At 66.7% G+C, this 24935-nt stretch carries 24 protein-coding genes; 17 read left to right on the top strand and 7 right to left on the bottom strand.

Annotated features, from left to right (window positions below; genetic code table 11):
- Window positions 1-41: 41 nt before the first annotated feature.
- The 12 genes from HMPREF3113_RS16895 to HMPREF3113_RS16950 all read left to right on the top strand — a co-directional run bounded on the left by HMPREF3113_RS16895 (window position 42) and on the right by HMPREF3113_RS16950 (window position 10170).
- The gene (locus tag HMPREF3113_RS16895) at window positions 42-893 is read left to right on the top strand and encodes a CPBP family intramembrane glutamic endopeptidase (RefSeq protein ID WP_019184051.1); all 852 of its coding nucleotides are present in this window, start codon (window positions 42-44) and stop codon (window positions 891-893) included.
- Between the two features lie 71 nt (window positions 894-964).
- Complete coding sequence (locus HMPREF3113_RS16900; RefSeq protein WP_070474186.1) at window positions 965-1771, top strand: M48 family metallopeptidase; 807 nt, start codon at window positions 965-967, stop codon at window positions 1769-1771.
- A gap of 142 nt (window positions 1772-1913) precedes the next feature.
- Window positions 1914-3110 (top strand): tetratricopeptide repeat protein, encoded by a 1197-nt coding sequence (locus HMPREF3113_RS16905; RefSeq protein ID WP_019184053.1) that lies wholly within the window; start codon window positions 1914-1916, stop codon window positions 3108-3110.
- A 257-nt stretch (window positions 3111-3367) separates the two neighbouring features.
- Complete coding sequence (locus HMPREF3113_RS16910; protein ID WP_026069914.1) at window positions 3368-3925, top strand: energy transducer TonB; 558 nt, start codon at window positions 3368-3370, stop codon at window positions 3923-3925.
- 86 nt (window positions 3926-4011) lie between these two features.
- Window positions 4012-4770 carry a TonB-system energizer ExbB gene (exbB, locus tag HMPREF3113_RS16915; RefSeq protein WP_019184055.1) on the top strand — a complete coding sequence of 253 codons (759 nt, stop codon included), beginning with the start codon at window positions 4012-4014 and terminating at the stop codon, window positions 4768-4770.
- A gap of 57 nt (window positions 4771-4827) precedes the next feature.
- Complete coding sequence (locus tag HMPREF3113_RS16920; protein WP_019184056.1) at window positions 4828-5253, top strand: ExbD/TolR family protein; 426 nt, start codon at window positions 4828-4830, stop codon at window positions 5251-5253.
- A gap of 3 nt (window positions 5254-5256) precedes the next feature.
- Complete coding sequence (locus tag HMPREF3113_RS16925) at window positions 5257-5670, top strand: ExbD/TolR family protein (RefSeq protein ID WP_019184057.1); 414 nt, start codon at window positions 5257-5259, stop codon at window positions 5668-5670.
- Between the two features lie 115 nt (window positions 5671-5785).
- Complete coding sequence (cls, locus tag HMPREF3113_RS16930; protein WP_070474227.1) at window positions 5786-7246, top strand: cardiolipin synthase; 1461 nt, start codon at window positions 5786-5788, stop codon at window positions 7244-7246.
- Window positions 7247-7314: 68 nt separating this feature from the next.
- On the top strand, window positions 7315-7575 hold the full coding sequence (locus HMPREF3113_RS16935) for a hypothetical protein (protein WP_070474188.1): 261 nt from the start codon (window positions 7315-7317) through the stop codon (window positions 7573-7575).
- Between the two features lie 4 nt (window positions 7576-7579).
- Entirely contained in the window at window positions 7580-8323 is a 744-nt protein-coding gene (locus tag HMPREF3113_RS16940; RefSeq protein WP_070474191.1) for a pyridoxine 5'-phosphate synthase, read from the top strand.
- 286 nt (window positions 8324-8609) lie between these two features.
- Window positions 8610-9701, top strand: a complete 1092-nt coding sequence (locus HMPREF3113_RS16945; RefSeq protein WP_070474193.1) for a PA0069 family radical SAM protein — start codon at window positions 8610-8612, stop codon at window positions 9699-9701.
- A 103-nt stretch (window positions 9702-9804) separates the two neighbouring features.
- Window positions 9805-10170 (top strand): hypothetical protein, encoded by a 366-nt coding sequence (locus HMPREF3113_RS16950; protein WP_070474195.1) that lies wholly within the window; start codon window positions 9805-9807, stop codon window positions 10168-10170.
- Here the strand turns inward: HMPREF3113_RS16950 and HMPREF3113_RS16955 are convergent, their stop codons facing one another.
- From HMPREF3113_RS16955 to HMPREF3113_RS16965, 3 genes are all read right to left on the bottom strand, one after another.
- Complete coding sequence (locus HMPREF3113_RS16955; protein WP_070474197.1) at window positions 10171-10881, bottom strand: 2OG-Fe(II) oxygenase; 711 nt, start codon at window positions 10879-10881, stop codon at window positions 10171-10173.
- 109 nt (window positions 10882-10990) lie between these two features.
- Window positions 10991-12007 carry a class 1 fructose-bisphosphatase gene (locus tag HMPREF3113_RS16960; RefSeq protein ID WP_070474199.1) on the bottom strand — a complete coding sequence of 339 codons (1017 nt, stop codon included), beginning with the start codon at window positions 12005-12007 and terminating at the stop codon, window positions 10991-10993.
- 167 nt (window positions 12008-12174) lie between these two features.
- Window positions 12175-13377 (bottom strand): amino acid aminotransferase, encoded by a 1203-nt coding sequence (locus tag HMPREF3113_RS16965; RefSeq protein ID WP_070474201.1) that lies wholly within the window; start codon window positions 13375-13377, stop codon window positions 12175-12177.
- Window positions 13378-13553: 176 nt separating this feature from the next.
- Between HMPREF3113_RS16965 and HMPREF3113_RS16970 the strand changes: the two genes are divergently transcribed.
- The 4 genes from HMPREF3113_RS16970 to ligD all read left to right on the top strand — a co-directional run bounded on the left by HMPREF3113_RS16970 (window position 13554) and on the right by ligD (window position 20203).
- A complete protein-coding gene (locus HMPREF3113_RS16970) occupies window positions 13554-15680 on the top strand; it encodes a TonB-dependent receptor family protein (protein WP_070474203.1) in 2127 nt (708 codons plus the stop codon).
- A 495-nt stretch (window positions 15681-16175) separates the two neighbouring features.
- Window positions 16176-16571 (top strand): hypothetical protein, encoded by a 396-nt coding sequence (locus tag HMPREF3113_RS16980; RefSeq protein WP_019184068.1) that lies wholly within the window; start codon window positions 16176-16178, stop codon window positions 16569-16571.
- A 98-nt stretch (window positions 16572-16669) separates the two neighbouring features.
- A complete protein-coding gene (locus HMPREF3113_RS16985; protein WP_070474208.1) occupies window positions 16670-17611 on the top strand; it encodes a non-homologous end joining protein Ku in 942 nt (313 codons plus the stop codon).
- Between the two features lie 6 nt (window positions 17612-17617).
- Complete coding sequence (gene ligD / locus HMPREF3113_RS16990; RefSeq protein ID WP_070474211.1) at window positions 17618-20203, top strand: DNA ligase D; 2586 nt, start codon at window positions 17618-17620, stop codon at window positions 20201-20203.
- On the opposite strand, the gene HMPREF3113_RS16995 is transcribed toward ligD, so the two are convergent.
- The 4 genes from HMPREF3113_RS16995 to adh form a co-directional block, all read right to left on the bottom strand.
- Window positions 20204-20599 carry a hypothetical protein gene (locus HMPREF3113_RS16995; RefSeq protein WP_019184071.1) on the bottom strand — a complete coding sequence of 132 codons (396 nt, stop codon included), beginning with the start codon at window positions 20597-20599 and terminating at the stop codon, window positions 20204-20206.
- 56 nt (window positions 20600-20655) lie between these two features.
- Window positions 20656-21033, bottom strand: a complete 378-nt coding sequence (locus HMPREF3113_RS17000; RefSeq protein WP_070474214.1) for a DUF779 domain-containing protein — start codon at window positions 21031-21033, stop codon at window positions 20656-20658.
- Window positions 21034-21114: 81 nt separating this feature from the next.
- On the bottom strand, window positions 21115-22143 hold the full coding sequence (adhP, locus tag HMPREF3113_RS17005) for an alcohol dehydrogenase AdhP (RefSeq protein WP_046272245.1): 1029 nt from the start codon (window positions 22141-22143) through the stop codon (window positions 21115-21117).
- An 86-nt stretch (window positions 22144-22229) separates the two neighbouring features.
- Entirely contained in the window at window positions 22230-23759 is a 1530-nt protein-coding gene (adh, locus tag HMPREF3113_RS17010) for an aldehyde dehydrogenase (RefSeq protein WP_070474216.1), read from the bottom strand.
- Between the two features lie 240 nt (window positions 23760-23999).
- On the opposite strand from adh, the gene HMPREF3113_RS17015 reads away from it, so the two are divergent.
- The coding region (locus HMPREF3113_RS17015; protein WP_343124059.1) for a sigma-54-dependent Fis family transcriptional regulator at window positions 24000-24935 on the top strand (936 nt) is incomplete at its 3' end.

The raw sequence follows: 24935 nt of genomic DNA on the forward strand, positions 1-24935 counted from the left end.
GCGACCCTGGCCGGCCATCGCCCCCCGATGCCAGGAATCCGATGTCCGTTACCCCCCCGGCGTCCATGACGCCTCCGCTGCCTCCCGCTGTTCCACCATCACCGCGCAGGCCGGGTTCTCCGCTTGCAGGGTTCTTCATCGATCTGGGCATCGGCGTGGCGGTGCTGCTCTCGCTCAGTCTGATCAGCGGTTTGGCCTGGGGGCTCTACCGCGGTGCGATCGTCGGTTACCAGGCGGCGCGCGACGGTGCGGATGCGTCCGCCGTCGCAGGTCTTGCCCAGCAGCTCGGACAACCCGGTGCCCTCGCCCAGATCCTGATGGCGCTGGTCGCCACCGGTGGCGCGGCACTGGTGCTGTATTTCTTCCGTCGTCGGGCCACGCCCGCCGAACGGGCGCTGTCGTTCCAGGCCGCCCGTCGCCCTTCCACCTGGGGGTGGACACTGCTGGTCGCCACCGGGGTGATCGTCGGCAGCAATCTGATCGCGTGGCTGGCCAAACAGGGCGGTATCGAGCCGGTGCCGACCAACCTGGCGCTGATGGAACAGGCGATGACGCGCTTCCCCTGGTTCCTGGCGCTGTTTGCCGTGGTGCTTGCTCCGGCCTATGAGGAACTGCTGTTCCGCCGGGTGCTGTTCGGTCGCCTGTGGCAGGCCGGCCGGCCGCTGCTGGGCATGTTGCTGAGCAGCCTGGCCTTCGCCCTGGTGCATGAAATTCCCGGTACCAGCGCCAACGGCCCATGGGAAATCGCCCAGCTGTGGCTGGTCTATGGCGGCATGGGCGCCGCCTTCGCCTGGCTCTACCAGCGCACCGGCACCTTGTGGGCGCCGATCGCCGCGCATGCGTTGAACAACGGCATTGCCCTGGCCGCCCTGATGTTCCTGGGCATCCAATAACGACCATGCGGCTTGACGAAAATTTACGTCGCCACGTTCCACACTGCGCATATGAACACGGGGGATCGCACATGAAACCAGTGCTGTTGGGAATTGCCATCGCCATGCTGGTGAGCGCGTGCGCCACCACCACCTCACCCACCGGCCGCCGCCAGATGGTGGGCGGGGTATCGCAGGCCGAGCTGGACCAGCTGGGCGCGCAGGCGTTTACCGAGACCAAGTCCAAAGGTACGTTGAGCACCGACCCGAAGCAGAACGCCTACGTCCAGTGCGTGGTGAATGCGCTGGTCGCTCAGCTTCCCGCACAGTACCGTGGCGTACGGTGGGAGACGGCTCTGATGGTCGACAAGGAACCCAACGCGTTCGCTTTGCCCGGCGGCAAGGTCGGGGTCAATACCGGCATCTTCACCGTCGCCAAGAACCAGGATCAGCTGGCCGCCGTCATCGGCCACGAGATCGGGCACGTGATCTCCCGCCACCACGAAGAACGCATCACCCGCCAGATGGGTGCGCAGACCGGGCTGTCGGTCCTCGGCGCGCTGGCAGGCGCGGCCTACGGCGAGGGCGCGGCCAATACCGTCAGCCAGCTCGGCGGCGCCGGTGCCCAGGCGGCCTTCCTCCTGCCAGGCTCGCGGACCCAGGAAAGCGAGGCCGATATCGTCGGCCAGCGCCTGATGGCCGAGGCCGGTTTCAACCCGGCCCAGGCGGTCGATCTGTGGCAGAACATGATGGCTGCCAGCGGCGGCCGGTCACCGCAGTGGCTGTCCACCCACCCCGATCCGGCCAACCGCATCCGGGAATTGCAGCGAGACGCGCCCTCCCTGAGTGGTGTATACCAACAAGCCCAGGCGGACGGGCGTCGTCCGAAGTGTGGCTGACGCGCCCGTATGCGACCAAAAGATGCTGTATTGCAGCATCGGAAACGATTTCTCACGCCATCAGTTTCTGATACGTTTGGCGGCTCAGATTTTTCTGACAGTCCGTTTTGATGCCGCTGCGGCGGTTCGATCGAGGTGAAAGATGATTTTCAGCAACCACAAGCAAGCCGTCCTTTCCGTCCTCATCGCGACCGCTGTAAGTGGCGCCATGATCACCGATGCCTTCGCCCAGGCCCGCTCGTCGGAGCGTGGCGCGCGTGGTGGGAAGAAGCAGGCCAAGGCCGAAGTGCTCTACCCGAACGCGACCCGCCAGGAGCCGGAGCAGAAGTCCTCGGCCAAGGTCGGCCCGAAGCTGCAGAAAATGATTGACAGCTACAACGACCAGAAGTTCCCGGAGACGCGCGCGCAGGCCGACGAAATCCTGGCCAATCCCGCCGCCAACACCTACGACAAGTCGCTCGCCGCGCAGCTCGCCTCGCAGGCGGCCTACCAGCTGGACGACGTCGCCTCGGCCAAGAAGTACCTCGAGCAGGTGCTGCAGCTCGGCGGCCTGGACAACAACGGCCATTACCAGTCGATGCTGATGCTGGGTCAGCTGCAGCTGCAGGACGACCAGATCAACGAAGGCCTGGCGACCCTGGACAAGTACTTCGCCGAGACCAAGTCGAACAAGCCCGAAGAGCTGATCGCCAAGGGCCAGGCGCTGTACCAGGCCGAGCGCTATGCCGAGGCCATCCCGGTGCTGCAGCAGGCCATCGCCGGCTCGCCCGAGCCGAAGGACAACTGGAACCAGTTGCTGATGGCCGCCATGGCCGAAGCCGGCCAGACCGGCGAAGCGGTCAAGCAGGCTGAAACGCTGGCTGCCAAGAACCCGAACGACAAGAAGGCCCAGCTGAACCTGGCCAGCATGTACATGCAGGCCGACCAGATGGACAAGGCCGGCGCGGTCATGGCCAAGCTGTACGCAGCCGGCCAGCTGACCGACGAGCGCGAGTACAAGCAGCTGTACTCGATCTACGCCAACAGCGAGAACAAAGAAAAGGACGTCATTGCCGTTATCAATGATGGCCTGCAGAAAAACATCCTGAAGCCGGATTATCAGGTATACCTGGCACTGGCCCAAGCGTACTACTACTCCGAGCCGCAGCAGGCGGACAAGGCGATCGAGGCGTGGCAGAAGGCTGCCCCGCTTTCCAAGGATGGCGAGACCTACCTGAATCTGGCACGCGTGCTGCATTCGGAAGGTCGCATTCCGGAGGCCAAGCAGGCCGCCCAGCAAGCGCTGGCGAAGGGTGTGAAGAACCAGGCGGATGCCAAGAAAATCATCAACCTGAAGTAAGTAGGAATAACGCCTGAATGCCTGCACAAGTGATGCGCAGGCGCTCAGGATTGGTATAAGCTTGGAGGTTCCTGCGGTGTCATGCACCGCTGATCATGGGCTACCTGTCCCCGGGTATCCCGGCCCCACTAATGAGCTCTTGGCGCATGACGGAACAACTAGTCGTTCACAGGTACGAACAACGCGATGACACCGGCCTCTCCTGGCCGCGTATCGTGGGTATCGCTTTTGTAATCGCACTGCATCTCGCCGCCTTCATGATGCTTCTGATCCCTGCTGTGGCTCCCAAGGCCGTCGCGGAGAAAGAACGCAACATCATGGTGACCCTGGTCGACGCTCCGCCGCCGCCCCCACCGCCGCCGCCGCCGCCGCCGCCGGATGACACTCCGCCGCCGCCGGTCAAGAACCTGTCGCCGCCGAAGCCGTCCCCGGTTCCGCCGCCGCCGCAGGCTCCTGTGGTCGATATCCCGGACCCGCGTCCGACCGACATCGTCACGCCGCCTTCGCCGCCGTCGCCGCCGCAGCCGCCGAGCACCATTGAGGCAAGCGTCGACATCTCGTCGAAGAACATGAACCCCCCGCGTTACCCGCCGGCCGCGTTCCGTGCTGGTATCCAGGGTGAAGTCATCCTGATCATTGACGTCGATGCCAATGGCAACGTCACCAATGTGTCGGTCGAGAAGTCCAGCCGTAACCGTGACCTTGACCGCGCCGCCATGGAAGCAGCTCGCAAGTGGAGCTTCCGTTCCGCGGAATCGGGCGGGAAGAAGGTCGCAGGTCGCGTTCGCGTCCCGGTCAACTTTGCGCTGAACTGATAGTGGCCGGTGGCCCGCCGGCCACCGCCTCTAGCGGTTATTTCTAGCAATACCCTTTATCACCACACACAACAAAGGTAAGCGTCATGCTGCAGGAACTTTTCATCGCCGCTGCTGCCGGGGGCAACTCCAACGCCCTGTCGCAGATGGGCTTCGAGCACCTGATCCACGAGATGACCACCCAGCCGGGTGACTTCGCCGTCTCCTGGGTCGTGCTGCTGACCCTGATCATCATGTCGGCCATGTCCTGGTACTGGACCGTCATCAACATCTTCCGCGCCACCCGTCTGAAGGCTGCTGCCGACAAGGTCGTGAGCCTGTTCTGGGATACCCCGAACGCCCAGGACGCCATCCGCGCGATGGAAGAACAGCCGGCTTCGGAGCCCTTCTCCAAGATCGCTCTGGACGCTGCACAGGCTGCTGCGCACCACCAGCGTTCGGAAGGCGGCACCTCCGGTGGCCTGGGTGAGAACCTGAGCCGTTCGGAGTTCGTCGATCGCGCCCTGCGTCAGGCCGTGACCCGCGAAAGCAACAACCTGCAGTCGGGCATGACCCTGCTGGCCACCGTCGGCGCAACCGCTCCGTTCGTGGGTCTGCTGGGTACCGTGTGGGGCATCTACGGCGCGCTGATCAAGATCGGTGCCACCGGTTCCGCCTCGATCGACGCCGTTGCCGGCCCGGTGGGTGAAGCACTGATCATGACCGCCATCGGTCTGTTCGTGGCTATCCCGGCCGTGTTCGCCTTCAACTTCTTCAGCAAGATCAACAGCGCCACGATCAGCAAGTTCGATACGTTCGCTCACGACCTGCACGACTTCTTCGCCACCGGTTCGCGCGTTCGCTAATAGCGACGCGCGTCACCCAGCGAGAACGTAGTCAACACGATCTAGACGGAGCCCGTTATGGCTTTCAGTAGTGGTAACAGCGGCGGCCCCATGGCCGACATCAACGTTACGCCCCTCGTGGACGTGATGCTGGTGCTGCTGATCATCTTCATCATCACGGCGCCCCTGATGTCCCACAAGGTCAAGGTGGATCTGCCTGAGGCCAACCTGGTGCAGAATCCGGAAGACGCTGAGAAGCGTTCGAGCCCGATCACCTTGGCAGTCAAGGAAGACGGCTCGATCTACTGGAACGACGAGGAAATCGACAAGCAGACGCTCGAGTCGCGCTTGGCGACCGCCGCCCAGCAGACCCCGCAGCCGCCCCTCAACCTGCGTGGTGATCGCACCACCAAGATGCGCGTCATCAACGAGATGACGAAGATCGCGCAGGAACAGGGCATGCTCGACGTTGGCTTCGTCGCCACCAAAGAGAAGGGGCAGTAAGCCATGGCGTTCAGTACTGGTGGTAACAAAGGCCCCATGGCCGACATCAACGTCACGCCCCTCGTGGACGTGATGCTGGTGCTGCTGATCATCTTCATCGTCACCGCGCCGATCATGACGTACCCGATCGCCGTCGACCTGCCGCAGCGCGTGCTCAACCCACCGCCGGTGACTGTCGAACCGCCGCCGCCGATCGAGCTGAAGGTGGACGCCAGCAACCAGGTGTCGTGGAACAACAGCCCCGTGGCTGTGAGCGAACTGCAGCAGCGTATGGAGCAGGAAGTGCAGCGTGATCCGACCAACCAGCCGGAACTGCGCATCGATGCCAGCCCGGACTCCGAGTACGACGTGATGGCCAAGGTGTTGGCTGCCGCGAAGAATGCTCAGATGAAGAAGATCGGCTTCGTACAGCAGTAATACGCAAGACGCAGTCATGACGCGACTGGAAAACGCCCCTGGAAACAGGGGCGTTTTTTTTGTGCCACCGCCCGTGGATACGCGCCAGCGCCACGCCGCCCGCTATCATCCGGCCATGCTCGCAACCTTCGATCTCTTCGGGGACTGGCTCGACGCCATCCCGCACCTGCGCCCGCTGATGGTGGCGGCCTACATTCTCTATCTGCTGTGGCTGACCGGTTGGATCATGCTGCAGAAGCGCGAGCCGGTCGCCACGCTGAGCTGGATCCTGTCGCTGGCCGCCCTGCCCTACCTTGGCCTGTTCATCTACTACCTGCTCGGCCCGCAGAAGGTGAAGCGGCAGCGCCTGCGCCGTGGTCGTTCGCGCTCGGGGATGGAGCATTACAGCAGCGTCTGCCCACCGGATGCGGACTGCACCGAGCTGGCCAAGATCGCCCAGGCCACCACCGGGCTCTCACCGAGCTCGGCCACCGAGGTGGAGTGGCTGGTCGATGGCGCGGCCACCTACAGCGCACTGCTTGCCGCGGTGGCCACGGCCAAGGACCACTTGCACCTTGAGTACTACATCTTCAATCCGGACCACGCCGGCACCGCGCTGCGCGATGCGCTGACCGAGCGTGCGGCCGCCGGCGTGCGCGTGCGCCTGCTGCTCGATGCGGTCGGCTCGTCGTCCATCCGCAAGCGCTTCCTGCAGCCGCTGCTGGATGCAGGCGCCGAAGTCGTTTGGTTCCACCCGCGACAGCTGCTCAAACCGTTCAAGCGGCCCTGGTTGAACCTGCGCACGCACCGCAAGCTCGTCATCATCGATGGCCTGCAGGCCTTCACCGGCGGCATCAACATCACCGACGAGGAAGATGAGAGCGTCCGCCCGGATGCGTATCGCGACCTGCACATGCGGCTGCGGGGCCACGTGGTGCGCAGCCTGCAGCTGGTCTTCATCGAGGATTGGATCTACGCCACCGGCCAGGAGCCGGCGCGCTTCAACATCGCCCAGCTGTGGCCGGAAACCATGCCCAGCCGCAGCGAGGGCAGCATCAATGCGCAGGTGCTGGTCTCCGGTCCGGATTCGTCGTGGGAGACCATCCACCGGCTGCACGTGGCGGCGATCCACGAAGCGAAGGAGCGCGTCTGGCTGGTGACGCCCTACTTCGTGCCCGGCGAGGCCGCGCGCATGGCACTGACCTCGGCCGCACTCGGTGGCCTGGACGTGCGCCTGCTGGTGCCCAAGATGAGCGACTCCTGGTTCGTCACCCAGGCCGCGCGCTCCTATTTCGACGAGCTGCTGCAGGCCGGGGTCAAGATCTACGAGTACGGCCCACGCATGCTGCACACCAAGGCCTTCATCGCCGATGACGACGTGTGCATCGTCGGCAGTGCCAACTTCGATCACCGCAGCTTCCGGCTCAACTTCGAGCTCTCGATGATGATCAGCGACACCGGCCGCGTTGCGGCGCTGGCCGAGATCCTGCTGGCCGAATACAGCAGCGCCGCGCCGGTCTACAACGACCGCCAGCGTTCGCTGTGGCGGCACCGTGTGCCCGAGGCGTTCGCCCGCCTGGCCTCGCCGCTGCTGTAGCCACTGCTCCCCGTGGAACCGCACCCGGCGCCAGCGCTACACTGGCCCGGTCAATCGGGGAGAACGACATGTACTGGCTGTTTCTGCTGTTCGCGCTGGCCTGTTTCGGCATGGCGCTCAAGACCCCCCACATGGGGCTGATGGCGCTGTCGCTGCTGGGCACCCTGGTGTTCCTGCTGGCGTGGGTCCGCGGCCTCTACGTGGCCCGCTTCGGCGATGTGCAGCCCACCCGCGCGGCCATCACCGATCCCAACGAACTCCGTCGGCTGCGGGAGCTCGCCCTCCAGGCGCGCACCCCGGCTGCTCAGGGTGAATCCGACCCCTCGTAGTGCCATGACCCAACTCAGCGTCAACGTGAACAAGATCGCCGTCCTGCGCAACTCGCGCGGCGGCACCGACCCGGACGTGCTGCAGGCCGCCCGTGCCTGCCTGGATGCCGGCGCGCATGGGATCACCGTGCACCCGCGCCCGGACCGACGCCACATCCGCGCCGAGGACGTTCTCGCGTTGTCCGCGCTGACGGCCGAGCGCGGCGTGGAGTTCAACATCGAGGGCAACCCGTTCGCGCCCCCGCGTGAGGGCTATCCCGGGCTGCTGCCGCTGTGCGCGCAGACCCGCCCCGCCCAGGCCACCCTGGTGCCCGATGGCGACGGCCAACTGACCTCCGACCATGGCGTCGACTTCGCCCGGGATGCCGAGCGGCTGCGACCGCTGATCGCCGAGTTGAAGACGTACGGCTGCCGGGTCAGCCTGTTCGTGGACGCGGGCAACCCCGACATCGCACAGGCCGCGGCCATCGGTGCCGACCGCGTGGAGCTCTACACCGGCCCCTACGCCGAGGCGCATGCCGCCCGCGATGCCACCACCATGCTGGCACTGTTCGCCGACGCGGCGCGGCGCGCCCAGGCGGCCGGCCTGGGCGTCAACGCCGGGCATGACCTGTCGCAGGACAACCTGGCCGATTTCCTGCGGACCGTGCCGGACGTGCTGGAAGTCTCGATCGGCCATGCGCTGATCAGCGAGGCGCTGTATGACGGGCTGGATGCCACGGTGAAGGGCTATCTGCGGCTGCTGTGATGCGGCGCGTAGCCCTGCCGCGTAAGGGGCGCCCGGCATCAGGTAGCGCCGACCGTTGGTCGGCTCGGCCGCCCGTGACGTGGCACCGCAGGCACGCGCTCTGGCCCTGTGGATAAATTGGGGGATCAAATCGGTCTCCACCTACGCCGACCCTTACCCGGCGCGGGTTTCACTTCCCTTTACGCCTGTGGTTAGTAATACTACTAACCATGGCTATCCCCTATCCCCGCCGTTGCCACGCCACGACGTCTCATTCCCTGAGACCTCCCGGCGATAGCCTTTGACGATGGGTATTGCGATCAAAGGCCGGGGCTCCCGCACGCACCTGGCGGGCCGTTTCGAGGTCACCGTCAACGAAGCGATGGACGACGGCTGGGCGCCGGATGAGAGTGAAGAGTTCGCTGCCCCGCGCCTGCGCACCGAAGTCCGTGCCGAGACCGCGCGCAGCATCATCAGCCGCAACAAGTCGCCGGACGTCGGCTTCAGCCAGTCGGTCAATCCGTACCGCGGTTGCGAGCACGGGTGCTCGTACTGTTTCGCCCGACCCTCGCACGCCTATCTCAATCTCTCGCCCGGGCTGGACTTCGAGACCAAGCTGTTCGCCAAGACCAATGCGCCGCAGCTGCTGCGCAAGGAGTTCTCGCGCCCCGGCTACGTGCCGCAGCCGATCGCGCTGGGCATCAACACCGACGCCTACCAGCCGATCGAGCGCAAGCTCAAGCTCACCCGCCAGCTGATCGAGGTGATGCTGGAAACCCAGCACCCGTTCTCGTTGATCACCAAGAACGCGCTGGTCGAGCGCGACATCGACCTGCTTGCGCCGCTGGCCGAAAAGCACCTGGTCAGCGTGCACTTCTCGGTGACCTCGCTGGACCCGCACCTGTCGGCCAAGCTGGAACCGCGTGCCTCGGCCCCGCATGCACGGTTGCGCGCGATGCGTCGCCTGAGCGATGCCGGCATCCCGGTCGGGGTAATGGTCGCGCCGGTGATCCCGTGGATCAACGATGCCGAACTGGAAGCCGTGCTTGAGGCCGCCCACGATGCCGGTGCCTCCACCGCCGGCTACGTGCTGCTCCGGCTGCCGCTGGAAGTGGCGCCGCTGTTCCGCGATTGGCTCGACACCCACCACCCGGACCGCGCCACGCACGTGATGAGCACCATCAACCAGCTGCGCGGTGGCAAGGACTACAACAGCGGGTTCGGCACGCGCATGCGCGGCGAAGGGGTCTACGCGGACCTGCTGTCCAACCGTTTCAAGCTGGCCCGCAAGCGCCTGGGCTTCGATGCGCAGCACAGCCACTGGCCGAAACTGGACTGCACCCGCTTCCTGCGGCCGTTGCCGCCGCGGGTGGACTCGCCCCAGGGCTCGCTGTTCTAACCAGCGCCCCCGATGGACTTTGGGCCGCGCCCGCCCAACAATCGGGCCAAGGCGCCGCGTCGCGGTGGTCTGACGTCCATATCGGATAGCCAGGGGGAACCCCATGTCATCGGCAGCCACCTCGGCCGCGTCGAACGCGGCCAACATCGCGATCAATGCCGCCATCACCGCAGCGGTGCAGCAGCAGCGCGACGCGTTGATCGCACACTTCACCGGCCATCAGGCGCTGTCGCCGCAAAGCGCGATCGCGGCGGACGGCATCGACCCGGCACTCCATGCGCCACTGAAGTACTACCGCGACAACGGCGTCATCCGCGACGCGGGCGGTGATCGTCTCTATCTCGATCTGGACGTGCTGGCCGGGTTGAAGGCCAAGGCGAAGCGCACCGGGCGCAATGTGCTGATCACGGTGATGGTGTTGGCCGTGGTTGTGGTTGCCGGTGCTGTGTTGCTGGTGTTGGCGCGCTGATCAATTCCCACCAAACAATTTCTGCGCACTCTGGAAAAGAACCCAGCTCGTCGCAATGAACTTGTCCCCACCCTGCGGCCGGTTGCCCCGGTGCGTGTGGGTAAACGCAGTCGGTGCGATCAACAGGCTGCCCGTGCGCGGCGCGACCTTGCGGCCCTGGAACAGGAACTCGGTTTCGCCGGCGCCGAAATCGTCATTGAGGTAGAGCGTCCACAGCAGGTGGCGGTGCAGCGTTTCGCCGGCCAGATCGCGTGGGTACAGCTCGCAGTGCCAGTACGGATAGCCACCCTCGCCCGCCGCATACCATTGCAGATTGATGGCACCGGGCCGCAGGCAGGTGCGGGCCAGGTCGGACAGCGTGGCGTCGTCCATGTCGGGGAAATCCTCGGCCCCCAGCCGGCGCGGCTGGCCCTGGCTGTCCTGGATCTGCAACATCAACGGCGAGATCAGGGCCTGTGGATAACGGCGTAGATAAGTCAGCAAACCCTTGAAAACCGCCTGCTGCAGCACTGCTTCGGCCTGCCGCCACTCGGGGCGCCCGCTGATGCGAAGATCCTTGCTGTGCTTGAGTTCCGGGAACACACCGCTGCCCACTTCGCCCGGCTGCAACTGCGCACTGGATCGCATCTGGGCCTGCAGGGCCGCGCAGACCTCGTTGGGGACGGCGTTGTGGATTACTTCGATGAAATCGAGCGGCGCGTCGGCAGTCATGGGGTCATCCGTGGGCACGAATGGCCGATGGTGAACGCTGCCGTGGCCGATGTCACGCCGTTGCCACGTATCAACAGGGCTGACCGGATGGCCAGCCCTGTGTAGCAAATCAACCCGCCGCGCTGTCGTGTTCGCGGTGGTAACGGGTGGCTTCTTCCACTTCATTGCGCGACCCGAGGAACACCGGCACGCGCTGGTGCAGCTGATCGGGCTGGATGTCGAGAATGCGCTTGCGGCCGGTGGTGGCGGCGCCGCCGGCCTGCTCGACCAGCAGGCCCATCGGGTTGGCTTCGTACATCAGGCGCAGCTTGCCGGCCTTGGAGGGATCCTTCGTGTCCCACGGGTAGATGAAGATGCCGCCGCGGGTCAGGATGCGATGCACGTCGGCCACCATGCTGGCGATCCAGCGCATGTTGAAGTTCTTGCCGCGCGCGCCTTCCTTGCCGGCCAGCAGGTCCTGCACGTAGCCCTGCATCGGGGCTTCCCAATGCCGCTGGTTGGACATGTTGATCGCGAATTCCTGGGTGTCCGCCGGGATCTGCATGTCCGGCGTGGTCAGCACGAACTCGCCCTTCTCGCGGTCCAGGGTGAACGCGTGCGTGCCGTGGCCGACGGTGAGCACCATCTGCGTGCTCGGCCCGTAGATGCAGTAGCCGGCGGCGACCTGCGCGGTACCCGGCTGCAGGAAGCTGGCGTCGTTGGGCTGTTCGGTGCCGGGCGGGCAGCGCAGCACCGAGAAGATGGTTCCGACCGAGACATTGACGTCGATGTTGGAGCTGCCATCGAGGGGATCGAACAGCAGCAGGAAGTCACCGCGCGGGTAGGTGTCCGGCACGGGCTGGCAGTGGTCCATTTCCTCCGAGGCGCAGGCGGCAAGGTGGCCGCCCCAGGCATTGGCCTCGAGCAGGATCTCGTTGCTGATGACGTCCAGCTTCTTCTGCGCTTCGCCCTGTACGTTGCCGGTACCGGCTTCGCCGAGCACACCGCCCAGCGCGCCCTTGCTGACCGCGATGGAGATGCTGGTGCAGGCGCGGGCGACAACAGCGATCAGCTGGCGCAGATCGGCGTTGATGCGGCCGGCATGTTGCTCTTCGATCAGATAGCGGGTCAGCGACGTCTGGGACATGGAATCAGGCGGCCTTCAGAGGAGAAGCGCCTATTGTCGCCCTTCGCCGGAGCCATTACGAGGCGCGGGCCGCCGTAACCGTTCCCACCGCGCGCAACGCGCTGCCGGCGCGGCAAAGAAAAACGGCCGCGCAGGGCGGCCGTTCTGCTTCACAGGAGCACTACTGCTCAGCCCTTGCTGACGGTCGCCACGGCCTTGGCCACGTATGCCAGGTTGCCCTGGTTGAGTGCGGCCACGCAGATGCGGCCGGTGCCGACGGCGTAGATCGCGAACTCGTCGCGCAGGCGGTCCACCTGGGCGCGGCTCAGGCCCGAGTACGAGAACATGCCGGCCTGGTCGTTGATGAAGGCGTACTCCGGTGCGCCGGCGGCGACCAGGTTCTCCACCAGACCATGGCGCAGGGCGTGGATACGCTCACGCATCTCGGTCAGTTCCGCTTCCCACACCTGGCGCAGCTCAACGCTGTTGAGCACGCCGGCCACCAGTGCCGCACCGTGGTTGGACGGGCTGGAGTAGATCGTGCGGATGATGCGCTTGACCTGCGACTGCACGGCCTTGGCCGCGTTCGCGTCCGGGGCGACCACCGACAGCGCGCCAATGCGCTCGCCATACAGCGAGAACGACTTGGAGTACGAGTTGGCGACCACGAAGCTGTCGATGCCGGCCTCGGCGATGATGCGCACGGCGGCGCCGTCTTCGCTGATGCCCTTGTCGAAGCCCTGGTAGGCCATGTCGATGAACGGGAACAGCTGGCGGTCCTTCAACAGCTCGGCCACCTGCTTCCACTGCGCGACGGTGAGGTCGGCACCGGTCGGGTTGTGGCAGCACGCGTGCAGCAGCACCACGGTGCCCGGCTGCAGCTTGCCGAGGTCGGCCAGCATGCCGTCGAAGTCCACGCCATGGGTGGCGGCATCGAAGTAGGTGTAATCGACCACCTCGAAGCCGGCCGCGCCGAACACCGCGCGATGGTTTTCCCAGCTCGGGTTGCTGATGGCGATGGTGGCGTGTGGCAACAGCTTGTGCAGCAGGTCCGCGCCGATGCGCAGCGCACCGCTGCCGCCGATGGTCTGCGAGGTGGCCACGCGACCTGCGGCCAGCAGCGGCGAATCCTTGCCGAAGACCAGCTCGCGGGTGGCCTGGTTGTAGGCCGGCAGACCGTCGATCGGCAGGTAGCCGCGCGGTTTGGCGTCAGTGGCCAGCTGCTGTTCGATCGTGTTCACGGCGCGGAGCAGCGGGATGCGGCCGCTCTCGTCGTAATAGATGCCCACGCCCAGGTTGACCTTGATCGGGCGGCTGTCGGCGTTGTAAGCCTCGGTCAGGCCCAGGATCGGGTCGCCTGGGACCAGTTCCACATTTGCAAAGAAGGACACGGCGGTACTCATTCGGATGACGGAAGGGGGAGGGTGGCGCGACGCGGAGTTGGCGGCAGAATCAGCCAAAACCGACCCATCGTAACAAAGCCCCGCCGAGGGCGCCGAGGCCGTCGTCACGTCGTCTTCCGTACCATGGCGTGCGGCACGCCCATTTACCGAGGATCCCGCCCCGCATGCTCCGTCTTACCCCGCTGGCCCGCCACTGTGCGCTGGCCTCGGCCGTGTTGCTGCCGTCGCTGGCGCAGGCCCAGAACACCCCCGCTCCCGCTGCCTCGATCGAGCGGCTGCCGACGGTCCAGGTCCAGGCCGCCCGCGTGGCGCAGGTGGCCGATATCGATCTGCCGGCCTCGCTGACCACGGTCTGGGTGGACGAGGACCGTACCGGCCCGCTGGCCCAGCTCTCCGAGGCCCTCAACGGCATCCCCGGGGTGGTCGCCCGCGATCGCCAGAACTACGCGCAGGACACCCAGCTCTCGATCCGTGGCTTCGGCGCGCGCTCGACCTTCGGTGTGCGCGGCGTACGCGTGCTGGTGGACGGTGTGCCGGCCACCATGCCCGACGGCCAGGGCCAGCTCTCCCACGCCAGCCTGCTCTCGGCGCAGCGCGTGGAGGTGTTGCGCGGGCCGTTCTCGGCGCTGTACGGCAACTCGTCCGGTGGCGTGGTCCAGGTCTGGAGCGCGGATGGCGCCGAGGGCGACCCGTGGCGCCTGCGGCTGGATACCGGCAGCGACAACACTGTCAGCGCCGGCGCCCAGCTGCGCGGCGTGCAGGGGCCGATCCGCTACAACGTGGCCGCCAACCACTTCCGCACCGATGGTTGGCGCGATCACAGCCAGGCCCGGCGCGAGTCGGTCAACGCCCGGCTGGGCACCGATGTCGGCGGCGGCCAGCTGGATCTGGTCCTGAACTACTTCGATGCGCCCGACGCACAGGATCCGCTCGGCCTCACCCGCGCCCAGGTGCGCGAGAACCCGCGTCAGGCGACCGCGGTGGCTACCCAGTACAACACCCGCAAATCCGTGCGCCAGGCCCAGGCCGGGCTGGTCTTTACCCGAACGGAGGGCGCGCAGACCTGGCGTGCGATGGGCTATGCCGGCCAGCGCAGCGTGGAGCAGTACCTGGCGATCCCACCGGGGCCGCAGGCCAACCCGCTGCACGCCGGCGGGGTGATCGATCTGGACGGGGCCTATGGCGGCCTGGACGCGCGCTGGGCGTGGCACGGTGACTGGGCCGGCCGCCCGTTGGAGGTGGTGATCGGTGCCAATGCCGACCGTCAGCAGCAGGATCGCCGCGGTTACGAGAACTTCGTGGGTGATCAGGCCGGTATCAAGGGCCGCCTGCGCCGCGACCAGAGCGACCGGGTCGAGAACGTGGACCAGTTCGCGCAGGCGTGGTGGCAGTGGGCGCCGCGCTGGTCGTTGCTGCTCGGTGTGCGCCACAGCACCGTCCGCTTCCGCTCCAACGACCACTACATCACCGCCGGCAATCCGGACGACAGCGGATCGCGTCGCTACGAAGCGACCACGCCGGTGGCCGGCGTGGTGTTCCGCGCCAGCGATGCCTGGCGGCTGTACGCGTCGGCCGGGCGTGGCTTCGAGACCCCGACCTTCAACGAGCTGGGCTACCGCGCCGATGGCCAGGCCGGGCTGGCGCTGGATCTCTCGGCGGCCCGTAGCCGCAACCTGGAAGTGGGCAGCAAGTGGCACGGCCAGAGTGGCGCACAGGTCGAGGCTGCGCTGTTTCGCGCCGATACCGATGACGAGCTGGCGGTGGCGAGCAACAGCGGCGGCCGCAGTACCTACCGCAACATCGGCCGGACCCGCCGCCAGGGCGCGGAGGCCAGCTATGTACAGCCGCTGGGTGCGCAGGCGGATCTCACGCTGGCCTACACCTGGATCGAGGCCACCGTGCGCGACCCGTATGCGCTGTGCGCGGCCGCTGGCTGCAACACGGTGGCGGCCGGCTCACGCCTGCCGGGCGTACCCAGGCAGCAGTGGAACGCGCGGGTGCAGTACCGCCCGGGCCCGTGGCAGTGGGCCGCCGAGGTGGTGGCCTCCAGCGACACCGTGGTCAACGATGTGGCCACCGACAGCGCGCCGGGCTATGCCCTGTTGAACCTGGAGGTGTCGCGGCGCTGGACCACCGCGCAGGGCACGCTGCGGGCCTTCGCGCGGATCGACAATGCGCTGGACCAGCGCTACATCGGCTCGGTGATCGTCAACGACGGCAACCAGCGCTTCTTCGAACCCGGCCCGGACCGCCGCTACAACGTGGGCCTGCAGTGGCAGTGGGCGCCCTGATCGGAGCGGCTTACCTGGGCGGCTTGGCCGGCACGAACGGTGAGGTCGGGTCGCTGGCCGGGAAGGTCTCTTCCGGCGCCTCGTCCTGGTTGTCGCTGGCGTGTTCCTTGCGCTGGCGGCGCTGGTATTCATCCTCGCGGCGATATGGCCGGCGGGGCCTTTCTCGCCGGCCGCCGAATCCTTGCGGTCGCGCGGGACGGGATCGGGCGTGACAGCCACCGGCAGGTGATCGGGTGCGTCATCGGGCACGGACATGCCGGCGCCGCGGTCTTCGGCGTCTTGGTTGTCATGTTTGGCGCGCTGCTCGCCGGGGACCGGGGCGGTGGCGTCGCGCAGGGGATCGCGGGGCATGGGAGTTCTCCAGTTGCTGTGCAGCCCACTACAGCGCGCGGCGGGTGAAGTCGCTGCGAATCCCGGTGCGTCAACGAATCTGTCACGGCTGGATAACGGCGGCGGGTCTATTCCTGCCTCCCCCACCGCTGTCGGAGTCGTGTCATGCCCCGCCTGGACCGCCGTGCCGCACCCGCGTTGTTCAACGCCTACCTGCAGCCGGAACGGAGCGGGCGCCGCGCGCGCCGCGACCGCGCCGAAGACGCGCAGGCGGTCGCCCAGGACTACCTGCAGTACATGCGCAGTGACTACGAGCAGCGCCGCAGCCAGGGGCGCCGCAGCTGGCGCGACCTGTACCCGGCCTATGCCTTCGCCCTGACCACGCATTACGCCGACTGGCCGCGCGGCGCCGATGACACCGACGGCGAGCTGGCCGAGCACTGGGAACAGATGCGCGGCCAGTCGCGGCTGGGCTGGCACCAGGCACGGGCGGTGGTCGAGGATGCCTGGCTGGCGCTGGACCACATGCCGGCGGCGGCGGTGCACGGCCTGCTGCAGTAACCGCGGGCGTGCAGCCACGGCCTGCACAGGCCGGACACAGGCGTTTCACGTGCTGCGCGGTACAGCTGCCCTCCCTGAAGTGTTGGAGTGGCGCCACCATGGCCCGACCGATCTGGACCGGCACGCTGTCATTCGGGCTGCTCAATGTCCCGGTGTCGCTGATGTCCGGCGAACGCAATGTGGATCTGCACTTCCGGATGCTGGATTCGCGCGACCGCAAACCGATCCGCTTCGAGCGCGTCAACGCGGATACCGGCGAAGAAGTGCCGTGGAAGGATATCGTCAAAGCCTACGAGTACGACAAGGGCAGCTACGTCGTATTGGAAGAAGACGACATCCGCTCGGCCGCGCCGGAAAGTCATGAAGCGGTGGAGGTGGAGACCTTCGTCGATGCCGGCACGATCGATCCGCGCTACTACGAGAAGCCCTACCTGCTGGTGCCCGCCAAGAAAGCCGAGAAAGGCTACGTGCTGCTGCGCGAAACGTTGCGCAGCACCGGCAAGGTCGGCATCGCGCGGGTCGTGGTGCGCACCCGCGAGTACCTGTGCGCGGTGATGCCGCACGGCGACGCGCTGGTGCTGATGATCCTGCGCTATCCGCAGGAACTGGTGGACCCGGAAGACTACAAGCTGCCCAGCGGCAGCCTGGCCGAGTACCGGATCAACAGCAAGGAAACGGCCATGGCCGAGCAGCTGATCGAGTCGATGTCCGGCGAGTGGAAGCCGGACGAGTACCACGATGAGTTCCGCGAGCGCCTGCACACGCTGCTGAAGAAGCGGATCAAGGCCAAGGGCGGCACCACCAAGGTGGAGGAAGAGCCGGTCCCGCGCGAGGATGATGCGACCAACGTGGTCGACTTCATGTCGCTGCTGCAGAAGAGCCTGGATGCCAAGAAGCGCACGCCGGCTGCCAAAAAGACAGCGGCGAAGAAGGCCACGGCCAAGGTCGCCAAACCCACGGCGGCCAAAAAGGCGACCAAGACAGCAGGCAAGGCGACCAAGAAAACCACCAAGCGTGCACCCGCGCGCAAAGCCGGGTAAGCCCACGTGTCCCTGCAGGAATATCGCCGCAAACGCCGTTTCGACGGCACCCCCGAGCCGGACGCCGAGCGCCGCGGTGCGCTGGCGCGCCGGCCGATCTTCGTCGTGCAGCTGCACCACGCCAGTTCGCGCCATTATGATTTCCGGCTGGAAGCCGATGGCGTGCTCAAGAGCTGGGCGGTACCCAAAGGCCCCTCGCTGCGCGTCGGCGAAAAACGGCTTGCGGTGGAGGTCGAGGATCACCCGCTGTCCTACGCGACCTTTGCCGGCGACATCCCCAGTGGCCACTACGGCGCCGGGCATGTGGACGTCTACGACCACGGCACCTGGGCCTGCGATGGCGATCCGCTGGAGGCGATCGCGGCCGGCAAGGTGGACTTCGTCCTGCACGGTGAGCGGCTCAAGGGTGGCTGGAAACTGGTGCGCACCGCGATGAAGGGCAAGCAGCACCAGTGGCTGCTGATCAAACGCGATGACGAGGAGGCCAGGGATATGGAGGCTGATGATCTGTTGGAGGCACCGCCCAAGGCAGGCAAGCGCGCAAGCGCGACGAAGGTTGCCGCTGCCAACGCCAGCAAAGCTGCCCCGGCAAGGAAGACCGCGCCGGCCAAGGCCGCGACAGGTAGCCCCGCACGCAAGGCCGAACGCAAGGCCGATGCGCGCTGGTCCAAGCGCGCGCTGGCCCTGCAGGGCGCTCGCACAACGCCCTACCCACATGACTTCAAGCCCCAGCTGACCGATCACCGTGCCACCGCACCGGACGGCGAGCAGTGGCTGCACGAGATCAAATGGGACGGCTATCGCCTGCTGGCCGATGTGCGCGATGGCGTGGTGTCGCTGCGCTCACGCGGCGGGTTGAACTGGACCGACGATTTCCCCGAGGTGGTGCAGGCGATCGAGCGGCTGCCGGTGCGCGATCTGCGCCTGGACGGTGAGCTGGTGGTGCTGGATGCGCAGGGCCGCAGCGACTTCACTGCATTGCAGAAGGTCATCGATGGCACCGCCAAACAGCCGCTGCGCTATGTGGTGTTCGACATGCCCGGCATCGCCGGGGTGGATGTCAGCCGGGTGCCGCTGCTGGCGCGCAAGGCGCTGCTCAAGGATCTGCTGGGCGCCACGCCGGGCACCCTGGCCTACAGCGACCATGTGCGCGACCACGGCCCGGCGGTGTTCGCCGCCAGTGGCGAGGCCGGGTTCGAAGGCATCATCAGCAAGCGGATCGATGCGCCCTACGTCAACGCACGCTCACGCGACTGGATCAAGATCAAGCACGAGAACACCGATGAGTTCCTCATCGTCGGCTATACCGAACCGAAGGGATCGCGCAGTGGCTTCGGCTCGCTGCTGATGGCCACCCCGGACAAGCGCGGATTGCGTTATGTCGGCCGCGTCGGCACGGGCTTCGACGATGCCGCGCTGCGCGCGCTGACCAGGCAGCTGACCCCGCTGACGGTGAAGGACGCAGTGGTCGAGCTGCCTGCGCATGTGCCGTTCACCGCACGCAGCGTGCACTGGGTTAAGCCGGTGCTGGTGGCGGAGGTCGCGTTCCGTGGATGGGCCAAGGAAGGGTTGCTGCGCCAGGCCAGCTTCAAGCGGCTGCGCGAGGACAAACACGCCAAGGATCTGGGCGCCACAGCTACTGCCGTCTCCCCTACCGTCTCCCCTACCGCGGCCTCCGCCACCCCGGCCGGAACGCGCGGGCGAAAGAAGGCAGCTACGGCCGCGCAGGACGAGAGCACCGTGACGATCAGCCATCCCGAGCGCGTGGTGTTCGCCAAGGCGAAGATCACCAAGGGCGAGGTGGCCGACTACTACCGCCGCATGGCGCGCTGGATCCTGCCCGAGGTGGCGCACCGCCCGCTGTCGGTGCTGCGCTGCCCGGACGGGGTGGACAAGCCCTGCTTCTTCCAGAAACACCATGGCACCGGCCTGGGTGGCGCGGTCAAGGCGATCCCGCTGGAGCAGAAGAGCGGGCGCGAAGACTACCTCTACATCGAGGACGTGGAGGGTCTGCTGCAGCTGGTGCAGATGAACACCCTGGAGCTGCATCCCTGGGGCGCCACCGTCGAGGACCCCGAACATCCGGACCGGTTGGTGTTCGATCTGGATCCCGGCGAAGGCGTGAACTGGACGCAGATAAAGGCCGCCGCACGCGACGTGCGCGCGCGCCTGCAGGAAGCCGGGCTGGAGAGCTTCGTCCGGCTCTCCGGCGGCAAGGGCGTGCACGTGGTGGTGCCCTTGCAGCCCAAGGCCGACTGGGCGCAGGCCAAGGACTTCTGCGAGGCGTTTGCGCAGGCCATGGCCACCCAGGCACCGGAGCGCTATGTGGCGACGATGAGCAAGGCAAAGCGCGACGGGGTGATCTTCATCGACTGGCTGCGCAATGCGCGCGGCGCCACCAGCGTGAGCTCGTGGTCGCTGCGGGCGCGGCCGGGTGCCGGCGTGGCGGTGCCGCTGCGCTGGGAAGAGCTGGGCCGCATCGCGGCGCCGGACGCCTTCCCGATGGCGAAGGCGCTGCAGCGCGCGGAGCGGCTGAAGCAGGACCCGTGGGAAGGCATGAAGCAGGTGAAGCAGGTGCTGCCCGGCAGCTGATCAGGCGCGCGCTGGCCGGAACCGCGGGCCCACCCACAGGCCCACCAATGCCTGCACCGGCAGCGACACCAGCAGGATCACCACGAACCAGAACGGGAAATCGCTGCCGAAATCCCAGGCGGTGTAGATCGAGGCGGCCGCGATCACCGCCCACACCACGCCGCCGTGCACACGTGGCCAGGTGGGCGCATAACGGCTGGCGAAGGCGATCGCAGCGATGCCGCTGAGGATCGTCCAGGCCAGGTCCCAGGCCAGCTGCGGCTCGCCGCCCGGCGGAATGCGCAGCAACGGCACCAGCCACGAACCGAGGCTGTTGACCAGCACCATCACCGCGAACGCGAACACGACAGCCAGTACGGACAGCAGTGGATTCTTCAGGGCGGACCACACAGGCATGGCAGGGGCGTCACGGCGGGGGAGCCGCCATTATGGACGGGTTGCCGCGGCGTGTTTCAGACCCGGCCGGCGGCCTTGAGCTGGGCGAACTCGTCATCACTGAACAGCCGTGAGCGGACCAGGAAGCGCACGCCCTCGCCGTTCTCCAGCGAGAACATGCCGCCCCGGCCAGGCACCACGTCGATGATCAGCTGGGTGTGCTTCCAGTATTCGAACTGCGCGGGGCTGATGTAGAACGGCGCCCCGCCGATCTCGCCCATGCGCACGTCACGGTCGCCCACGATGAAATCGCCCTGGGCGAAACACATCGGCGAGGAGCCGTCGCAGCAGCCACCGGACTGGTGGAACAGCAGGTCGCCGTGGCGGGCCTGCAATGTCTCGATCAGCTGCAGGGCCGGGAGCGTGGCCATTACCTGGAGCGGGAGGTCGGGCATGATCGGGGCTCTCCGAGCCGGCCAGCGGCCGGCACTACCGTGAAACAGGCGCTGCCGATGGGTCGGCAGCGCGCCGTGTGCTTACGCGCTCATGTCCAGTACCACGCGGCCTTCGATCTTGCCGGCCTGCATGCGCGCGAAGATGTCGTTGATGTTCTCCAGCGAATCGCTGGTGACCGTCGCGGCGACCTTGCCCTGCTCGGCGAATTCCAGCGATTCCTGCAGGTCCAGGCGGGTGCCGACGATCGAGCCACGCACGGTGATGCCGTTGAGCACCATGCCGAAGATATCCAGCGGGAAGTTGCCCGGCGGCAGGCCGTTCAACGAGACCGTGCCACCGCGGCGGACCATGCCCAGTGCCTGCTCGAAGGCCTTCGGCGAGACGGCGGTGACCAGTGCGCCATGTGCCCCGCCGATCTCCTTCTTCAGGAACGCGGCCGGATCGGTGTTGCGTGCGTTGACCGTGATCGTCGCGCCCAGCCGCTCGGCCAGGGCGAGCTTGCCGTCGTCGATATCCACTGCCGCCACGTTCAGGCCCATCGCCTTGGCGTACTGCACAGCCATGTGGCCCAGCCCGCCGATGCCGGAAATGACCACCCACTGGCCCGGCTTCGTATCGGTGACCTTCAGGCCCTTGTAGACCGTGACGCCGGCGCACAGGATCGGCGCGACCTCGATGAAGCCCACGCCCTTCGGCAGCAGGCCGACATAGGCCGCATTGGCCAGCGCATATTCGGCGAAGCCACCGTTCACCGAGTAGCCGGTGTTCTGCTGCGCTTCGCACAGGGTTTCCCAGCCGCCCAGGCAGTGCTCGCAGTAGCCGCACGCCGAATACAGCCACGGGATGCCGACGCGGTCGCCCTCGCGGATGTGGCTGACACCCGCACCCACCGCAACCACGTGGCCGACCCCTTCATGGCCGGGAATGAAGGGCGGGTTGGGCTTGACCGGCCAGTCACCGTCCACCGCATGGAGGTCGGTATGGCACACGCCACAGGCTTCGATCTTCACCAGGATGTCGCCGGGCCCCGGACGCGGCACCTCGACTTCCTCGATACGCAACGGCTTTCCGAATTCGCGGACGACAGCGGCCTTCATGGTCTTGTTCATGCGTGGATCTCCGTGGATTGCCAATCACTGCACTGTGGCGCCGGCCTCATGCCGGCGCCTTGATCGGGATCAAGCCCGGGGCGGGCTCAGAAGAAGCCCAGCTTCTTGGGCGAGTAGCTGACCAGCAGGTTCTTGGTCTGCTGGTAGTGGTCGAGCATCATCTTGTGGTTCTCGCGGCCGATGCCCGACTGCTTGTAGCCACCGAAGGCGGCATGCGCCGGATAGGCGTGGTAGCAGTTGGTCCACACCCGCCCGGCCTGGATGCCGCGGCCCATGCGGTACAGGCGCGAGGCATCGCGGCTCCACACGCCGGCACCGAGGCCGTACAAGGTGTCGTTGGCCAGCTCCAGTGCTTCTTCCTCGGTCTTGAAGGTGGTCACCGAGACCACCGGCCCGAAGATTTCTTCCTGGAACACGCGCATCTTGTTGTGGCCCTTGAACACGGTCGGCTTCACGTAGAAGCCGCCGGCCAGGTCGCCGTCGAGGGTGGCCTGCTCGCCGCCGATCAGCACCTCCGCGCCTTCCTGCCGGCCGATGTCGAAGTAGGACAGAATCTTCTCCAGCTGCTCGGAGGAGGCCTGCGCACCGACCATCGTGTTGGGGTCCAGCGGGTTGCCCTGCTTGATCGCGGCCACGCGCTTGAGCGCACGTTCCATGAATTTCTCGTAGATCGATTCCTGGATCAGCGCGCGCGACGGGCAGGTGCACACCTCGCCCTGGTTGAAGGCGAACAACACGAAGCCTTCGATGGCCTTGTCGAGGAAGTCGTCGTCCTCGGCCATGACATCGGCGAAGAAGATGTTCGGGGATTTGCCGCCCAGCTCCAGCGTCACCGGGATCAGGTTCTGGCTGGCGTACTGCATGATCAGCCGGCCGGTGGTGGTCTCGCCGGTGAAGGCGATCTTGGCGATGCGCGGGTTGGACGCCAGCGGCTTGCCCGCCTCCACACCGAAGCCATTGACCACGTTGAGCACGCCCTTGGGCAGCAGATCGCCGATCACCTCCATCAGCACCAGGATCGAAGCCGGGGTCTGCTCGGCCGGCTTGAGCACCACGCAGTTGCCGGCGGCCAGGGCCGGGGCCAGCTTCCAGGCGGCCATCAGCATCGGGAAATTCCACGGGATGATCTGCCCGACCACGCCGAGCGGCTCGTGGAAGTGGTAGGCGATGGTGTCCTTGTCGATCTCCGACAGGCTGCCTTCCTGCGCGCGCACCGCCCCGGCGAAGTAGCGGAAGTGGTCGGCCATCAGCGGGATGTCGGCGTTGAGCGTTTCGCGGATCGGCTTGCCGTTGTCCCAGGTCTCGGCATGCGCGAGCAGCTCGAGGTTTTCCTCGATGCGGTCGGCGATCCTGTTGAGGATATTTGCGCGTTCGGTGGTCGAGGTCTCGGCCCAGGCGGTCTTGGCCGCGTGGGCAGCGTCGAGCGCCGCTTCGATGTCCTCGGCGTTGGAACGGGCGACCTCGGTGAACACCTTGCCGGTCACCGGCGTGGTGTTTTCAAAGTACTGGCCGCTGCGCGGCGCCACCCATTCCCCGCCGATGTAGTTGCCGTAGCGCGGCTTGAAGATGGACTGCGGATCGGTGGCGTGCGGCTTGGCGGACGTGACGGCATTCATGGGTGCATCTCCGGATGGCAGTGGACAGGCCCGGTAAGGGGTCTGTTCCATGGCGCAAGGACGATGCCAGGTTCGGTGTGGTGCAGTGCGGCATGGCGCTACGCGGTGCACGGACTGGAGAGGGCCACTGAAACTGATGCAGTGCACCACGGCCGGTCATTGCGCGGTAACCCCGGGTGTGGTGTTTATCGGAACAGGCCCCGCTACAACTGTCGCAGATTGCGACACTGGAGAGTCCAGGTGTCCCAGCTTCCGCTCCAGCACCGTGTCGGCAATGCGCGCCGCTCGTTCTTCGAACGTGGCGCGGCACCGGTCGGTATCGTGCCCGACACCATCCTGCAGTCCTGGCAACGCTGCCAGCGCGGTGGGCTCTCGGTGGATGCGCAGCCGGAGGTCGAGCCACTGCCGGACGCGCGCCTGCGCGAACTGCGTCAGCGCCAGGAAACACTGTGGCGGTTGGCGCGGCCGGAGCTGGATGGCCTGGCCGCCGACATCGCCGCGACCGGCAGCATCGCGCTGCTCACCGACGAAGACGGCTGGATCCTGGATGCGGAGGGCAACCCGGGTTTCCTCGACAAGGCCGGGCGGGTGGCGTTGATGCCAGGCGTGCGCTGGGATGAAACCACGGTGGGCACCAATGCGATCGGCACCGCCATCGTCGAAGGTCGCTCGGTGGAGGTGCGTGGCGGTGAGCACTACTTCGCCCCGCACGCGATCCTGACCTGTTCGGCGACGCCGATCTTCGACCCGTACGGGCAGCGTGTGGGCGTGCTCGACATCTCCGGCGACGCGCGCCAGCAGCACCTGCACGCCCGTGTGCTGGCACGGCAGGCGGTGGCGCATATCGAGCACCGCTACTTCGAGGCGGGACTGGGCGATTGCGAGGTGGTCCGCCTGCATCACGACGCCGGCCTGCTCGGTACCGCGCGCGAAGGCGTGCTGGGCTTCCGCAATGGCCGCCTGGTTGCCGCCAACCGTGCCGGGCTGGCCCTGTTCGGGCTGGACCACGGCGACATCGGCAGGGCGCCCTACGCGGCGCTGTTCGATGGCCCGCTCTCGCGGCTGCACGATGATGGCGCGCTGGTTGATCGCCAGGGACGCGCGCTCTACGGCCACGTGAGCCCTGCCGGCGGCGCCACGGTCCGCTCGCCGCTGCCCGCGCGTCCGGCCGCCGCC

Origin of the sequence: Stenotrophomonas sp. HMSC10F06, assembly GCF_001807865.1 — a bacterium.
Lineage (GTDB): Bacteria > Pseudomonadota > Gammaproteobacteria > Xanthomonadales > Xanthomonadaceae > Stenotrophomonas > Stenotrophomonas bentonitica_A.

What these genes read in the sequence shown, in the direction of transcription:
- HMPREF3113_RS16895 (WP_019184051.1), top strand. Translation starts at nt 42, where the DNA reads ATGTCCGTTACCCCCCCGGCGTCCATGACGCCTCCGCTGCCTCCCGCT.
- HMPREF3113_RS16900 (WP_070474186.1), top strand. Translation starts at nt 965, where the DNA reads ATGAAACCAGTGCTGTTGGGAATTGCCATCGCCATGCTGGTGAGCGCG.
- HMPREF3113_RS16905 (WP_019184053.1), top strand. Translation starts at nt 1,914, where the DNA reads ATGATTTTCAGCAACCACAAGCAAGCCGTCCTTTCCGTCCTCATCGCG.
- HMPREF3113_RS16910 (WP_026069914.1), top strand. Translation starts at nt 3,368, where the DNA reads ATGATGCTTCTGATCCCTGCTGTGGCTCCCAAGGCCGTCGCGGAGAAA.
- exbB (WP_019184055.1), top strand. Translation starts at nt 4,012, where the DNA reads ATGCTGCAGGAACTTTTCATCGCCGCTGCTGCCGGGGGCAACTCCAAC.
- HMPREF3113_RS16920 (WP_019184056.1), top strand. Translation starts at nt 4,828, where the DNA reads ATGGCTTTCAGTAGTGGTAACAGCGGCGGCCCCATGGCCGACATCAAC.
- HMPREF3113_RS16925 (WP_019184057.1), top strand. Translation starts at nt 5,257, where the DNA reads ATGGCGTTCAGTACTGGTGGTAACAAAGGCCCCATGGCCGACATCAAC.
- cls (WP_070474227.1), top strand. Translation starts at nt 5,786, where the DNA reads ATGCTCGCAACCTTCGATCTCTTCGGGGACTGGCTCGACGCCATCCCG.
- HMPREF3113_RS16935 (WP_070474188.1), top strand. Translation starts at nt 7,315, where the DNA reads ATGTACTGGCTGTTTCTGCTGTTCGCGCTGGCCTGTTTCGGCATGGCG.
- HMPREF3113_RS16940 (WP_070474191.1), top strand. Translation starts at nt 7,580, where the DNA reads ATGACCCAACTCAGCGTCAACGTGAACAAGATCGCCGTCCTGCGCAAC.
- HMPREF3113_RS16945 (WP_070474193.1), top strand. Translation starts at nt 8,610, where the DNA reads ATGGGTATTGCGATCAAAGGCCGGGGCTCCCGCACGCACCTGGCGGGC.
- HMPREF3113_RS16950 (WP_070474195.1), top strand. Translation starts at nt 9,805, where the DNA reads ATGTCATCGGCAGCCACCTCGGCCGCGTCGAACGCGGCCAACATCGCG.
- HMPREF3113_RS16955 (WP_070474197.1), bottom strand. Translation starts at nt 10,881, where the DNA reads ATGACTGCCGACGCGCCGCTCGATTTCATCGAAGTAATCCACAACGCC.
- HMPREF3113_RS16960 (WP_070474199.1), bottom strand. Translation starts at nt 12,007, where the DNA reads ATGTCCCAGACGTCGCTGACCCGCTATCTGATCGAAGAGCAACATGCC.
- HMPREF3113_RS16970 (WP_070474203.1), top strand. Translation starts at nt 13,554, where the DNA reads ATGCTCCGTCTTACCCCGCTGGCCCGCCACTGTGCGCTGGCCTCGGCC.
- HMPREF3113_RS16980 (WP_019184068.1), top strand. Translation starts at nt 16,176, where the DNA reads ATGCCCCGCCTGGACCGCCGTGCCGCACCCGCGTTGTTCAACGCCTAC.
- HMPREF3113_RS16985 (WP_070474208.1), top strand. Translation starts at nt 16,670, where the DNA reads ATGGCCCGACCGATCTGGACCGGCACGCTGTCATTCGGGCTGCTCAAT.
- HMPREF3113_RS16995 (WP_019184071.1), bottom strand. Translation starts at nt 20,599, where the DNA reads ATGCCTGTGTGGTCCGCCCTGAAGAATCCACTGCTGTCCGTACTGGCT.
- HMPREF3113_RS17000 (WP_070474214.1), bottom strand. Translation starts at nt 21,033, where the DNA reads ATGCCCGACCTCCCGCTCCAGGTAATGGCCACGCTCCCGGCCCTGCAG.
- adhP (WP_046272245.1), bottom strand. Translation starts at nt 22,143, where the DNA reads ATGAACAAGACCATGAAGGCCGCTGTCGTCCGCGAATTCGGAAAGCCG.
- adh (WP_070474216.1), bottom strand. Translation starts at nt 23,759, where the DNA reads ATGAATGCCGTCACGTCCGCCAAGCCGCACGCCACCGATCCGCAGTCC.